Consider the following 14,188-nt stretch of genomic DNA (forward strand, 5'->3'; position numbering starts at 1 on the left):
TGACGCAGCAATAACGCGGCAAGCGTTTAAGCGTTGCCGGCGGCCCTGAATTGCGCGCCTGCGCGCTGCAGGCTTTGCGGTATGGCAAACAGCACGGCCTTGCGGTCGGCGACGGCGGCGTGGAACTGGTCGAGCACGATGTTGATGGCGGTGAGCCCGCCCTCCTCGATCGCGCCGTGATCGAAGCAGCGCAACGTATCGCGCAGGATTTCGTCAGCCTCGGTTTGCATCTGGTCGAGCTCTTCGGTCGTCTCGCTCTTGCGCGCCGCCGCGATCATGTCGAACAGGCGGTCGCGCAAATGGCTGTTGTTGTCGCGCTCGTCCTTCTTGAGGTAGCCCGCGAACCAGGCGCCGATCGAGCCCATCGCCGAGAGCGCCATCAGGGTCCACCAGATGTAATCGCTGTATTTGTCGAGGAAGGTCTTTTCCTCGCCGTCGACGAAGGCGGCGGCGCCCGGATGCACGGGGATCACCGCATCCTTGTCGGTGTCGGGCGTCTCGATCTTCGCGACCATCGGGAATTCCGTCACCAGTTGCTGGCGCACGGCGAAGAGTTGGCGCGTGAACGCCGCGATGGTGGTATCGGACACACCTTTGCGCGCCACGATGTGGTGCGAGAAGCTGATGGTCTTGACCTCGTCATCGGGGCGATCGGGCGAGCCGCCATAGGTGCCGGCGGGAATCTCCGATGCTTCGTAGACGGGATGGTTTTGCGCGATCGCGTCCGCGGAATCGATCGCTAGGAAGGTCGGCGTGCCGCTGTCCTTGGCGGAAGCCGCGATCGCATCCGACGTGATCTTGCTGTTGACGGGACCGGCTGCGAGATAGGCATCGGCCTTCTGGGCCTTGATCGCCTCGGCGGCTTCATTGGCCGGGAACTGTATGACCTCGACCTTGGCGGGATCGACGCCGTATTGCTGGAGGATCACCTTGAGCAAATTGACGTTGGCCTGGGTTCGGCCGATCACCCCGACGCGATGGCCGGCGAGCTGCGCGATCTTGGTGATCTTCGCGCCCTTCTTCTTGCCCTTACCGGGCACGGACCACAGCACCACGACGTTCTTGCGCAGGGTCGCGACGGCTTGCGCGTTCTTCGGCACGTCGACGTCGCCCCGCACGATGGCGAGATCGACCTTGTTTTCCGCGAGCGCATCGGCGCTGGCGGTGGCGCCGTCGGTCTGGATCGGGCGTAGCCGCACATAGCTCTTGTGCTGCGCGAAAGCCTGCGTTAGCGCCTGCACCACCTTGAGGTCGTCGCTATTGGCCGGACCGACCGCGATCTTCAACGTCACCGGCCGCATCGCGAAATAGTAGCCGCCGACGAGCGCGCCGATGATCGCAAGCACCAGCGCCAGAGACACGAGCGCCGTCCTCCGCGCCGTTGATCGCGGCGAAGGCGGGGTGGGCGCTTCGGCCAGGTCCAATCCCCCGGTCATCGATCTCCCAAACAGGCGCTTGAGGCTCAGTTTCATCTTGGCCGGCGATTTACGCCCGCAATTGTAGCAAATTTCTTGTCCCGCGGGGTTACATCTCCGTCATGGTTAGCGGATGGACGAAATCCGGTTTGAACCAGGGCCATATGCACGATGTTAGGGTAAAGTTCCCCTGAAAATGGAGGCGATCATGGCAGAGCGGCTGACGGCGGAGGCACGCAAGCAGGCACTGGGCGCCATACCGGGCTGGACCGAGGTTCAGGGCCGCGACGCCATCGGGAAGACATTTGTCTTCAAGGATTTCAACGAGGCGTTCGGGTTCATGACCCGCGCGGCGCTGGTTGCCGAAAAAATGGATCACCACCCCGAATGGCGCAACGTCTACAAGACGGTGGAGGTGGTGCTGTCGACCCATGACGCCGGCGGCGTCACCAAGCTCGACATCGAGCTCGCCAGGACGATGAACACGATCGCCAAGCTGACAGCTACCTGACACCTTGCGAGGATCGGCTGCATCCCCATGTTGTGGTCAGCAGGAGATGCGGCCATCTGCCGCCCCTGGCTGAACGGGGAGTTTGTCGAACATGGCTGCCGAACACAGCGTCGGCTTCGAGCCGGCCGATCGGCTCGCGGAGGATCATGAGAGCGTGCGCCGCCGTTTCTGGCGCAAGCTGAAGCGTGTCGCCGTGCAATTGCCGTTCGCGGAAGACCTGCTCGCGGCTTATTACTGTGCGTTCGACCGGCAGACGCCGCGCCATGTCCAGGCGTCGCTGCTCGGGGCGATCGCCTATTTCATCCTGCCGTTCGATTTCGTCCCCGACGTGATGCCGATCCTCGGCTTCACCGATGATGCCGCCGTGCTCGCCACCGCCATCCGCATGGTCGCCGGTCATATCACGACGGAGCACCGCGAAGCCGCCCGCGCCGTGCTGAAGCGCGGGGTGGATGAGGCGTAGGAGCGTAGGCCAAGCGTGCCGCTGTCATTCCCCGCGACCCGAATACGCCAAGGCTTCGCCGGGGTTGCGGTCCAGGGCCGCCGAAGCTTTAGCGTAGGCGGCAGGCGGGGAATCCAGTGCGCCGCAGCTTCTCCCTTCAATCACTGCTGACTCTGGAATACTGGATCGCCCGGTCAAGCCGGGCGATTACTGTTGAGTGTGTGGACAGCAACCGCGCTCCGCTACTTCTTCGCCGGCCCCGCCTGCGCCCGTGCGTTCTCCGCGTCCCACGCCTGGAATTGCTTGAACAGCGTTTCCTTGTCCGCGTCGGAGACCTTCTGGGCCGCGGGGTTCTGCTTGAGGAACGCCTCGAAGCGCTGCCGCGTCACCGGCTCGATGCCATGTTTATCGAGCCATTGCTGCGCCACCGGCAATCTGTTCCAGCCCGTCAGAGGTGCCGGAAGCGAGACCTCCTTCCACTTCGGATGGAAGGGCGGGTTCTGGAGCGCCGGGAACTTCGTGAAGAACGCATCCACGAACAGCGCAATCTTGCGGTAGCGCTCGGTGTTGGGCGCCCAGTTGTAGGCCGCGAGCACCGCCGGCACCGCGATGGTGTCCACGTTCTCGCCCTCCTTGATCAGGTTCGGATAGTCCTTGGCGGTCAGCGTCGCCGGCAGGTAGTCGCTCTGGAGCGGCTTTTCATAGTCGACCCCCGCAAGATGGAAGCGTCCGTCATTGCCGAAGTTCGAGACCGATTTGTAAGGCTTGCCTCCGACCACGATGACGGCGTCGATCTCGCCGGCCTTCAGCTTCTCCATCGCGATGCGCTGCTCGACATAGACGAATTTCGCCTTGATCCCGAGCCGCTCGAACACGGTGAGCGCGGTGACGAAGGTGCCGCCGTTCGGCAGGTCCACGCTGACAGTCTTGCCTTCGAGGTCCTTGAGCGTCGCGACCGACTTCGGCGCGATCACCTGCATCTCCTCGTTGTAGAGCTTGGTCACATAGGTGAACTGCTTCTTGATGTCCTTGGCAAAGCCCTTGCGTTCGAGATAGTCGAGCGTATCCGCCCGCACGATGCCGAGATCGACACCTTGCAGGAACAGGATGTCGGCGACGCTCTGCACCGAGCCGCGGCCGACGATCGGCAGCACGCGGATCTTGTCGCCGTCGTCGAGCACGGAGGCGAGGTCGGCGCCGAACTGCACATAGGTGCCGCCGATCGTGCCGGTGATCAGCGTGACGGTGTTGGCGTTCAACGACTGTTTGGTCGAGGTCGAGCCGAACTGGAAGATGGCCTTCAGGCTGTCCGAGACCTTGGCCGGATCGTATTCGGTCTGCTCGGCGCGTGCCCCGAAGGCACAGATCGTCATGATGGCGGCAACCGCCATTCCCAAAGCGTTACGCATGGTGTCCTCTAAAAAGCTCTAGTTCCGAAGCTGGGCGAGGCGCTGCCGCGCCTCCGCCGATCCGAGTGCCGCGGCCTTCTGGTACCAGTCGCGCGCGGCGGTCGCGTCGCCGGCGATGCTCCGCGCGTCGCTGGTGCCCAGCACGGCCGGGTCATAGGTCTGCCCCAGCAGCAACGCGGCCGTTGCATCCTGGGCATTGGCCGCGCGTTCGAGCAGCAGGCGGGCTGCAACAATATCGCCGATCCTCAACAGGCTCTGCGCGCGCGTCATCAGCCCGGCCAGCGTATCGGCGTCGAGCGTCTTGGCGACCGTCTTGGCGGGCGGAGGGGGGGCAGGCGGCGCCGCGACGGGTACTGGCGCGGGTGCCTGGGCTTGCAGCGCCGTCTGATAGGCGGTCGCGATCGCTTCGCGGCTCGGCGTTGACCGTGCAGGGAGATCCTGCGTGTCGGCGCTCGCCTGCCTCGTGTTGGTCGCGCGGTCCGAATCCTTCAGTGAGCTCTGCGTCATGGCCGGCGTGTTGGCCGACGCCATGGCCTGCTCCGGCGCGATGCCCATCCAGCTAACGGCATTGGCGGCGAAGAGGCCGCGAAAGTCGGACTGATACAGTGTGACCAGAACTGCCAAGGTGGATGCCGTCAGAACGGCCGCGAGAACACGCGGGACAATTCTGGAGCGCACCTCAATGGGCGTATATTCGCCTGGGTCCGGCGCACCGAGCGGATCGGACAGGAAGAGTGGAATTGGATCGTCCTGCGAAAGATCGGCCCGCGCGGCGCGCGCACGGATAAAGGACGCGGTCGGCGGATGTGATGTGGCTCGATCGGAGTCGAATGCCCTCGACTCCTTCGACGGGCGATGTGCCGTCGTCTCCATGGTCATGCTCCCCATTACTAACGCAACGCAGGGGCAATTCGGCTTCAGTCTTCTTGCTTTTGTCCAAAGTGTCCCGCAAATGGAACCGGTAAGACGCCGCTGGAATCAGCCCAAAAAACGACGACGGTTTGCGCGAATCAGGAAATATTTGGGTTTGATTGAGGCGGAGCGAAGGAATGCACCACGATTTTGGCGGTGATGGTTGAGGAAGGTTTTCCCAGACTCCGCTGGCTTTGACCCCGGGGCATCCGGCGGGCCGCGGCGTCTCGGCTGAAATCTCTGGCGTCTCTGAAATCTGGACCGCCCGCCTCAGTACGCAATTGCGCAGAAGGCGGGCGACGACGGTCGCATATGTGGCGAGTGCGTGTGGCAGGCAAGCGCTGCGGCTCACACCATCACGGATGCAGGATCACCTTGCCCATGGCCTGGCGTCCCGCCAGGACCTTCAGTGCGTCGGCGGTTTGTGCCAGCGGGAAGGTACGGTCGACATGCGAGGAAATCTTTCCTTCCGCGGTCCACTTCACGAGCTTCTCGAGATTGGCGCGGTTCTTGGCCGGGTTGAGCCGGGTCCACGCGCCCCAGAACACGCCGCGGATATCGCAGCCCTTCAGCAGCGCGAGGTTCAGCGGCATCTTCGGAATGTCGCCGGCGGCAAAACCGATCACCAGGAAGCGGCCTTCCCAGGCGATCGAGCGCAGTGCCTGCTCGGCATAGGCGCCACCAACGGGATCGAAGATGATGTCGACACCCTTGCCGCCGGTGAGTTTGCGCAGGCCTTCCTTCAGATCTTCCTTGCCGTAGTTGAGCGTCAGCTCGGCGCCATGCGCTTTCGCGAATTCGAGCTTCTCGTCCGACGAGGCGCAGGCGATCACCTTGAGGCCCATCAGCTTGCCGAGCTCGCAGGCAGCCAGGCCGGTGCCGCCGGCTGCGCCCAGCACCGCGAGCGTCTCGCCCGGCTTCGGGCTCGCGCGGTCTTCCAGCGCATGCAGCGCAGTGCCGTAGATGATGATGATGCCGGCCGCGCGGTCATAGTCGAGATTGTCGGGAATCTTCACGATCGATGCCGCCGGCAGCGCGATCTTTTCGCGCGCGCCGTTGTGGCCGCAGGACGCAACGACGCGATCGCCGACCTTCAGATCGGTCACGCCGGGGCCGATGCTCTCGATCACGCCGGCAACTTCGGCAGCGGGCGAGAACGGGAACGGCGGCTTGATCTGGTACTTGCCCTGAATCATCAGGATGTCGAAGAAGTTCAGCGCCGCCGCCTTGATCGCGATCACCGCTTCGCCGGGAGCCGCCACCGGATCCGGCACGTCGGCAAGCACGAGATCGTCGGGCTGGCAATATTGCGAGCAGAGGATGGCTTTCATGGCGGCACCTTCTTCAGAAGTAAGCACTGGGCGTTTCGAGCGGAATTATAGGTGATTGGGTTTTGCCGGATTTAGGCACGGGCGACAATCCGGATTCTTTGTCTGAGGCTACGCGCCGGCTTATCCTCGTCATTGCGAGCGAAGCGAAGCAATCCAAGAGTCCGTCCCGCGGAAATAGTCTGGATTGCTTCGTCGCTTCGCTCCGCGCAATGACGGCTTACGTGGAAAGAGGATTCAAACGATGTTTGAAACAGGTCTGCTCAGGGATAAGCGCATTCTCGTCACCGGCGGCGGCTCCGGCCTCGGCGCCGCGATGGGATACCGCTTCCTCGCGCTCGGCGCCGAGCTCGTGATCTGCGGCCGCAAGCTCGACCGGCTGGAAGCAACGGCGAGCGAGATGTGCGCGCAGACCGGCGGCAAGGTCACCACGATCGCCTGCGACATCCGCGACGGTGGCGCCGTCGACGATATGATGGACGCGATCTGGCGCGAGGCACCGCTCGATATTCTCGTCAACAACGCTGCCGCAACCTTCATCGCGCAGAGCGAGCATCTCTCTTTCCGCGCTGCGGACGCGATCCTCGCGCCGACGCTGCATGGCGCGATGTATTGCACGCTCGCCGCCGGCAAGCGCTGGATCGATGGCAAGCACAATGGCGTCGTGCTCTCGATCCTCTCGACCTCCACCATCACCGGCCGTGCCTTCACCGTTCCCTCGGCGATGGCGAAGTCGGCGGTGCTGGCGATGACCAGGAGCCTCGCGGTCGAGTGGGGCCCGAAGGGCATCCGCACCGTCGCGATCGCCCCGGGTCCGTTCCCGACCGCAGGCGCCTCGGGACAGCTCCGTCCCGAGGGCCGCGACGAAGGCTGGACCGCCCGCAACCCGATGGGGCGCACCGGCGAACATAGCGAGCTCGCCGACCTCGCCAGCTTCCTGGTCTCGGACCGGGCCGGTTACATCAATGGCGAGATGGTCGTGATCGACGGCGGCGCGCATTTGCGCAGTTCCGGCGCCGAGGATTTGTTGCGCTGGACCGACGCGCAATGGATCGAGCAGCGCGCTGCTCGATCCAAAGGCTAAGCCGCTAACTGCCTTCCCAAATTGGACTTTCCCGGTTATCCCTGCCGGGGGACAAAGCGCGGCCGGGCCATCTTCCAGTCACAATATTGAGGGAACCACTCCAGCATGTGGCGGGTGCTGATTTTAGCTTTGATGATGGGCGTTACGGCCGTGGGAATCACCGATTCCGCGCGGGCGCAGACGGCGCAACCGGCGCCCAAAGCCGCACCAAAGGCGGCTGCACCGGCGGCCAATCCGGCTGCAAAGACAGCAGCAAAGCCCGAGAGCAAGCCGGTGGCTCCCGCCGCCGCGGTTGCGGGCGGCGCGGAGCCGACCCTGATCGGCCAGTTCGGCACCTGGGGCGCCTATTCGGCCACACCCAGCGGCAAGAAGGTCTGCTTCGCGCTGGCCAAGCCCTCGTCGTCGAAGACCAACCCGCCGAACCGCCCGCGCGATCCGGCCTATGCCTTCGTCTCGACCCGGCCGGCAGAAAAGGTGAACAACGAAGTCTCGGTCATGATCGGCTATGCGCTGAAGCCGGGCTCGGAATCCTCGGTCGAGGTCGGCGGCGCCGCTTTCGCGATGTACACGCAGGGCGACGGCCTCTGGATCAAGAACGCGGCCGAGGAAGAGCGGATGGTCGAGGCCATGCGCAAATCCGCCGATCTCGTGGTCAAGGGTGTCTCGGCCAAGGGAACGGAGACGACCGATACGTTTTCGCTGAAGGGCCTCGCCCAGGCGCTCGACCGGATCGCCCAGGATTGCAGGCGGTAGGACTGCCGGCGTTAAGCCTGAGGGCGGTATCACGGTCGCAATCGGCGGTTCCGGTTGCTATATAAGGGTATCCCAAAGGTGTAGCCGTCATGGCCGGGCTAAAGCGCGAAGCGCGTCTTCGCACCAGATGTCCCGGCCATCCACGCGCTAGCAACGGGCGGAACAGAACGTGGATGCCCGGGACAAGCCCGGGCACGACGAGAGATATCAGGCAACCGATGCAACCGACGACCGAGCCGCACAACGCAATACTGGTGGAGAAGACTCCGCTCGAAACCTATGTGCCGCCGGCCAGGCCCTCGCTGATCGGCCTGTCGCGCAGCGAGCTTGCCGACCGCCTCGGCGAGATCGGCGTTGCGCCCGCGCAGCGCAAGATGCGCGTGCAGCAGCTGTGGCACTGGCTCTATTTCCGCGGCGCCCAAAGCTTCGACGATATGACGTCGATCTCGAAGGGCATTCGCGCCGAGCTCGCGCAGCATTTCACCGTCGACCGTCCCGAAGTCGTGGCCGAGCAGATCTCCAACGACGGCACCCGCAAATGGCTGCTGCGGCTGCCGAGCGGCGACAATGTCGAGCGTGCGCATGAGGTCGAGTGCGTCTACATCCCCGAGACCGATCGCGGCACGCTTTGCGTCTCCTCCCAGGTCGGCTGCACGCTGAACTGCTCCTTCTGTCACACCGGCACGCAGCGGCTGGTGCGCAACCTCACCGCCGGCGAGATCGTCGGACAGGTGATGGTCGCGCGCGACCGCCTCAATGACTGGGCCGATCGCGAGGACGGCACGCGTCGCGTCACCAACATCGTGATGATGGGCATGGGCGAGCCGCTTTACAATTTCGACGCGGTGCGCGACGCGCTGCTCATCGTCGGCGACAATGAAGGCATCGGCATCTCCCGTCGCCGCATCACGCTGTCGACCTCGGGCGTGGTGCCGAACATCGTGCGCGCCGGCGACGAGATCGGCGTGATGCTTGCGATCTCGCTGCATGCGGTGCGCGACGAGCTGCGCAACGAGCTCGTGCCGCTCAACCGCAAATACCCGATCAAGGAGCTATTGCAGGCCTGCCGCGACTATCCCGGCGCCTCGAATGCACGCCGCATCACCTTCGAATATGTGATGCTCAAGGGCGTCAACGATTCGCTCGACGATGCGAAGCTACTGGTGAAGCTGCTCAAGGGCATCCACGCCAAGATCAACCTGATCCCGTTCAATCCCTGGCCCGGCACGGCCTATGAATGTTCGGACTGGGACCAGATCGAGAAATTCTCCGAATACATCTTCAACGCCGGCTATTCCTCGCCGGTGCGCACCCCGCGCGGCCGCGACATCCTCGCCGCCTGCGGCCAGCTCAAGTCGGAAACCGAGAAGCTCTCGGCCCGCGAACGTCAGGCGCTGCGCGCCATGGCGATGACGGATTAGCTTGTTATGTGGGCGCTGTCGCAACCTCGTCATTGCGAGCGAAGCGAAGCAATCCAGAATGTTTCCGCGGCGACAGTCTGGATTGCTTCGTCGCTGCGCTCCTCGCAATGACGGCTGAGTTGGCATTTTTTGGCATGTCCCTGATCGGCCGCCTCATCGTCATCTTCATCGGCTTTCTCGCCGCCTGTTTCGTCGGCGGGATGATCGTGGTCGTCGCGCTGCTGTTTCCGGAGTTCGCCGATCTCGGCGCCGGTCCCGTCGATCAGGGCACGATCGACATCCTGCTCGGCTTCGGCTTCATCTTCGTCTCGGGCTTTGCGCTGGTTCCGGCCGCGGTGATCGTCGCGATCACCGAAGCGCTCTACATCCGCAGCCCACTGGCCTATGCGGTCGGCGGCGGCCTGGTCGGTCTCGCCTGCTATCTCGGCCTCATTCCCTTTCACTCCGATACCCTCCAGTTCGAAGGCATCGTGCGGCGGCATCTGGAGATCATGACCGGCGCGGGCATCGTCTCCGGCGTGGTCTACTGGCTGATTGCCGGCCGCAACGCCGGCGCCTGGCGCAATCCGCCGCCCCCGCACAAGCCGCCTCCGCCGTTGCCGTCGCAGTCGCGGCCGGATGCGCGATGAGTCGCGCCGCTTCCGGGGTTTTCATCTCCTCCCCACTCCGCTAAACCGCGCGCCATGAACCGGACTGGACTCTTTATCGGCCTGGCGCTGTGGCTCGTGATCGGCGTCGTATTCGGCCTCTATCCCGAGCTCGATCTCAAGCTCGCCGCACTGTTCTTCGACCCCGAGACGAAGACGTTTCCGCTCAAGCTGGTCGGCTGGGCCGGCGTTGCGCGTGACGCCGCAATGTGGATCGCCTGGGCATTCGCGCTGCCGTCGCTCGTGGCGCTCGTGGCCAAGATGGTCCGGCCTGACCGGCCGCTGATGGTGTCGGGGCGCGCGATCATCTTCCTGCTGGTGACATTGACGCTGTCGGCGGGCATCCTCACCAATCTCACCTTCAAGACCTATTGGGGCCGGCCGCGTCCGGTGGTGGTGACTGAGTTTGCCGGCGACCAGCAATTCGTGCCGTGGTGGGATCCGCGCGGCGATTGCGCGCGCAACTGCTCGTTCTTCTCGGGCGAGGGCGCGACCGCGTTCTGGACGCTGGCGCCGGCCGCGCTGGCCCCGCCTGCGTGGCGCCCGCTCGCCTATGCCGGCGCGGTCGTCTTCGGCGCGGTCACCAGCGGGCTGCGGATGGCCTTCGGCGGCCACTTCTTCACCGATGTCTCGATTGCCGGCCTCGTCACCTTCGTCGTGATCTGGTTCGCCTACGCGCTGATTTACCGCTGGCCGCGGACCCGGTTCTCGGACGAGGCGGTCGATGCCGCCCTGACCCGGCTGAACATGCCCGCCTACCGGCTCCGCCGGCGCCTGTTCGGCCGCAGGACAGGCCCCGAGCCGTCGATTTGAGCCATTAAATGCGTGCCGAGGCGTGCGAAATTTGATATTCGCGCGGTCAACCCACAAAACGCTATCAGCCCCTTGAGACCCGATTGGAAGCCCCATGACCACGATCCTGAAAAGCCTGCCCAAGGGTGAGAAAGTCGGCATCGCTTTTTCAGGCGGTCTCGATACCAGTGCGGCGCTGCTCTGGATGAAGCAGAAGGGCGCGCGCTGCTACGCCTACACGGCCAACCTCGGCCAGCCCGATGAAGCCGACTACAACGAGATCCCGCGCAAGGCCGAGGCGTTCGGTGCCGAGAAGGCCGTGCTCGTCGACTGCCGCACGCAGCTCGTCCACGAAGGCATCGCCGCGATCCAGTCCGGCGCTTTCCACATCTCGACCGGCGGCATCACCTATTTCAACACCACGCCGCTCGGGCGCGCCGTCACCGGCACGATGCTGGTCGCGGCGATGAAGGAGGACGGCGTCAACATCTGGGGCGACGGCTCGACCTTCAAGGGCAACGACATCGAACGTTTCTATCGCTACGGCCTGCTGACCAATCCATCCTTGCGCATCTACAAGCCCTGGCTCGACCAGCAGTTCATCGACGAGCTCGGCGGTCGCGCCGAAATGTCGGCATTCATGACCGCGCAGGGCTTTGCCTACAAGATGAGCGCGGAGAAGGCGTATTCGACCGACAGCAACCTGCTCGGCGCCACGCACGAAGCGAAGGATCTCGAAAGCCTCGACAGCGGCATCAAGATCGTCAACCCGATCATGGGCGTGCCGTTCTGGCGTGACGACTGCAACGTCAAGGCCGAGAAGGTCGTGGTGTGTTTCGAGGAAGGCCAGCCTACGGCGCTGAATGGCCAGACCTTCAGCGACCCCGTCGCGTTGTTCCTCGAAGCCAATGCGATCGGCGGCCGCCACGGACTCGGCATGAGCGACCAGATCGAGAACCGCATCATCGAGGCGAAGAGCCGCGGCATCTATGAAGCGCCCGGCATGGCGCTGCTGCACATCGTCTATGAGCGCCTCGTCACCGGCATCCACAACGAGGACACCATCGAGCAGTACCGCATCAGCGGCATGCGCCTCGGCCGCCTGCTGTATCAGGGACGCTGGTTCGATTCGCAAGCCCTGATGCTGCGCGAGACCGCGCAGCGCTGGGTCGCGCGCGCCGTCACCGGCGAGGTGACGCTGGAGCTGCGCCGCGGCAACGACTATTCGATCCTCAACACCGAGAGCCCGAACCTGACCTATGCGCCGGAACGGCTCAGCATGGAGAAGGTGGAAGATGCCGCATTCACGCCGGCCGATCGTATCGGCCAGCTCACCATGCGCAATCTCGACATCGCCGACACGCGCACCAAGCTCGGTCTTTATTCGAAGACCGGCCTCTTGTCGGGCAGCGAAGGCTCGCAGATCTTCCGGCTCGAGAGCGACAAGGGCTGAGGCTTCCGTAGCCCGGATGGAGCGCAGCGAAATCGGGGACTTCCTCACCGAGCGGATGGATCCCGGATTGCGCTTCGCTCCATCCGGGCTACGAGCTTAATGACGCTGTCATTCTCGATCGCTAGGCTTCCCGCTCTGTCCGAAACCGAATTGCGGAGCATCGAGCATGGTCAAGGGATCGGCACTCGCCTCACTCATTGTCCTCTGTTGGACAACGTCGCTGTCGGCGCAGACGATCTATCCGATCGATCGTGCCGAGATCCTGGCCGGCGCCCGGTTCGACTTCAAGGTCGAGTTTCCCGGGCCGGTCGATCCGGCCAGGCTGAAGGTGACCGTGAACGGCGCGGACTATGCTGCCGCGTTCGGACGTAGCGGGACCTTCATCGATCGCGAGGACGGCAAGGACCAGTCGGCGCTGATTTTGCGCGACGTCACGCTGGCCAAGCCCGGCACCGTCACGGTGGATGTGAGCGACGGCACGCAGCAGCGCAGCGTCGCATGGACGGTCTACGATACGAGTCCGCGCAAGGCGAAGAACGTCATCCTGTTCATCGGCGACGGCATGTCGCCGGCGCATCGGGTCGCAGCGCGAATCCTGTCCAAGGGGATTGCGGAAGGCAAGAGCCGCGGCAAGCTCGCGATCGACGACATGCCCCATATGGCGCTGGTGGCGACTGCCGGGTCGGACTCGATCATCACGGACTCCGCGAACTCGGCCAGCGCCTATGCGACTGGGCACAAGAGCGCCGTCAATGCCCTGGGCGTCTATGCGGACCGCACCGCAAGCCCGTTCGACGATCCTCGCGTCGAGACCGTCACGAGTCTTGCCAGGCGGCGGCACGGCATGGCGATCGGTGTCGTCACCAACACCGAGATCGAAGACGCGACGCCGGCCGCGATGGTTGCGCACACCCGCCGGCGCGCCGCCTATGACGAGATCGTCGAGCAGTTCTTCGCGGCGAAGCCGGATGTGCTGATGGGCGGCGGCAGTGCGAATTTTCTGCCGAAGTCCGCGGCCGGCTCCAAACGCAAGGACGAAGCCGACTACATCGCGAAGTTCCGCGACGCAGGCTATCAGGTCGCGACGACTGCGAGCGAGCTCGGCGCTTCTGCCGCAAAGCCGGAGACAAGCAAGCTGCTCGGCCTGTTCGCCACCGGCAACATGGATGGCGTGCTCGACCGCAAATTCCTCAAAGGCGGCGGCGTCAAGAAATTCCCTGAACAGCCTGATCTGACCGATCAGGTGCAGGCAGCGCTGAACATCCTCTCCAAGAACGAGACCGGCTTCTTCCTGATGGTCGAATCCGGATTGATCGACAAATATGCGCATGTCCTCGACATGGAGCGCGCCGTCTACGATACGATCATGCTCGACAACGCAGTGCGCCAGACGCGCGAATGGGCACGGGCGCGCGGCGACGACACCCTCATCCTGGTCTTGGCGGACCACAATCATCCCAACAGCCTTGTCGGCACGGTGAATGACGACATGGGCACGACGCCCAACGTGCCGCTGCGCGAGCGCGTCGGCGTCTACGAGCAGGCCGGATTTCCCAATTATCCGGCGCCGGATGCGGAGGGTTATCCGTCACGCGTCGATGTGAGCCGCCGGCTCGCCATCTTCTCGGCCAGCCTGCCGGACCACTACGAGACGTTCCGCCCGAAGCTCGACAATCCCAACGAGCCGACCGTCAAGGCCGGCGACGACGGGACCTTCAAGGCCAACGACAAGTACAAGGACGTCCCCGGCGCGGTGCTGCGCCCGGGCAATCTGTCGGCAATGATCGGCGCCAGCGTGCATTCGGGCGAAGACGTCATCCTGACGGCCACTGGCCCGGGCAGCGAGCGCGTGCACGGCTCGATGGACAACACCGAAGTGTTTCGCGTGATGGTCGATGCGCTTGGGCTCGCCGCAGGGCAGTAGGAGCAGTCGCGTACCGCGCGACATTATGCGGCACCATCTCGCATGAGACCGGAAGGAGGTTGAAACGACCGAATGAGTGGGGCCTCGCCGCGACGGA

At 64.2% G+C, this 14,188-nt stretch carries 13 protein-coding genes; 9 read left to right on the top strand and 4 right to left on the bottom strand.

Going from position 1 to position 14,188, the window contains the following annotated elements:
- Nucleotides 1–26: 26 nt before the first annotated feature.
- Complete coding sequence (locus ACKWRH_RS01620; protein ID WP_445219050.1) at nt 27–1,472, bottom strand: TAXI family TRAP transporter solute-binding subunit; 1,446 nt, start codon at nt 1,470–1,472, stop codon at nt 27–29.
- 151 nt (nt 1,473–1,623) lie between these two features.
- Between ACKWRH_RS01620 and ACKWRH_RS01625 the strand changes: the two genes are divergently transcribed.
- Complete coding sequence (locus ACKWRH_RS01625; RefSeq protein ID WP_445219051.1) at nt 1,624–1,926, top strand: 4a-hydroxytetrahydrobiopterin dehydratase; 303 nt, start codon at nt 1,624–1,626, stop codon at nt 1,924–1,926.
- Between the two features lie 91 nt (nt 1,927–2,017).
- Complete coding sequence (locus ACKWRH_RS01630) at nt 2,018–2,389, top strand: YkvA family protein (protein ID WP_445219052.1); 372 nt, start codon at nt 2,018–2,020, stop codon at nt 2,387–2,389.
- Nucleotides 2,390–2,610: 221 nt separating this feature from the next.
- On the opposite strand, the gene ACKWRH_RS01635 is transcribed toward ACKWRH_RS01630, so the two are convergent.
- The 3 genes from ACKWRH_RS01635 to ACKWRH_RS01645 all read right to left on the bottom strand — a co-directional run bounded on the left by ACKWRH_RS01635 (nt 2,611) and on the right by ACKWRH_RS01645 (nt 6,020).
- Nucleotides 2,611–3,777 (bottom strand): TAXI family TRAP transporter solute-binding subunit, encoded by a 1,167-nt coding sequence (locus tag ACKWRH_RS01635; protein WP_445219053.1) that lies wholly within the window; start codon nt 3,775–3,777, stop codon nt 2,611–2,613.
- An 18-nt stretch (nt 3,778–3,795) separates the two neighbouring features.
- Nucleotides 3,796–4,650 (bottom strand): hypothetical protein, encoded by an 855-nt coding sequence (locus tag ACKWRH_RS01640; RefSeq protein ID WP_445219054.1) that lies wholly within the window; start codon nt 4,648–4,650, stop codon nt 3,796–3,798.
- Between the two features lie 395 nt (nt 4,651–5,045).
- Nucleotides 5,046–6,020: an NADPH:quinone oxidoreductase family protein gene (locus ACKWRH_RS01645; protein ID WP_354241370.1), complete on the bottom strand. Its 975-nt coding sequence runs from the start codon at nt 6,018–6,020 to the stop codon at nt 5,046–5,048.
- 241 nt (nt 6,021–6,261) lie between these two features.
- Between ACKWRH_RS01645 and ACKWRH_RS01650 the strand changes: the two genes are divergently transcribed.
- From ACKWRH_RS01650 to ACKWRH_RS01680, 7 genes are all read left to right on the top strand, one after another.
- Nucleotides 6,262–7,101, top strand: a complete 840-nt coding sequence (locus ACKWRH_RS01650; protein WP_445219055.1) for an SDR family oxidoreductase — start codon at nt 6,262–6,264, stop codon at nt 7,099–7,101.
- Nucleotides 7,102–7,206: 105 nt separating this feature from the next.
- Complete coding sequence (locus ACKWRH_RS01655) at nt 7,207–7,854, top strand: invasion associated locus B family protein (protein WP_445219056.1); 648 nt, start codon at nt 7,207–7,209, stop codon at nt 7,852–7,854.
- 218 nt (nt 7,855–8,072) lie between these two features.
- The gene (rlmN, locus tag ACKWRH_RS01660) at nt 8,073–9,275 is read left to right on the top strand and encodes a 23S rRNA (adenine(2503)-C(2))-methyltransferase RlmN (RefSeq protein ID WP_071908693.1); all 1,203 of its coding nucleotides are present in this window, start codon (nt 8,073–8,075) and stop codon (nt 9,273–9,275) included.
- A 134-nt stretch (nt 9,276–9,409) separates the two neighbouring features.
- Nucleotides 9,410–9,904 (top strand): hypothetical protein, encoded by a 495-nt coding sequence (locus ACKWRH_RS01665; RefSeq protein WP_445219057.1) that lies wholly within the window; start codon nt 9,410–9,412, stop codon nt 9,902–9,904.
- 54 nt (nt 9,905–9,958) lie between these two features.
- The gene (locus tag ACKWRH_RS01670; protein WP_445219058.1) at nt 9,959–10,735 is read left to right on the top strand and encodes a phosphatase PAP2 family protein; all 777 of its coding nucleotides are present in this window, start codon (nt 9,959–9,961) and stop codon (nt 10,733–10,735) included.
- 94 nt (nt 10,736–10,829) lie between these two features.
- Nucleotides 10,830–12,167, top strand: a complete 1,338-nt coding sequence (gene argG, locus ACKWRH_RS01675; RefSeq protein WP_445219059.1) for an argininosuccinate synthase — start codon at nt 10,830–10,832, stop codon at nt 12,165–12,167.
- Nucleotides 12,168–12,333: 166 nt separating this feature from the next.
- The gene (locus ACKWRH_RS01680) at nt 12,334–14,091 is read left to right on the top strand and encodes an alkaline phosphatase (RefSeq protein ID WP_445219060.1); all 1,758 of its coding nucleotides are present in this window, start codon (nt 12,334–12,336) and stop codon (nt 14,089–14,091) included.
- Nucleotides 14,092–14,188: the final 97 nt, after the last annotated feature.

Source organism: Bradyrhizobium sp. Pa8, assembly GCF_052588265.1.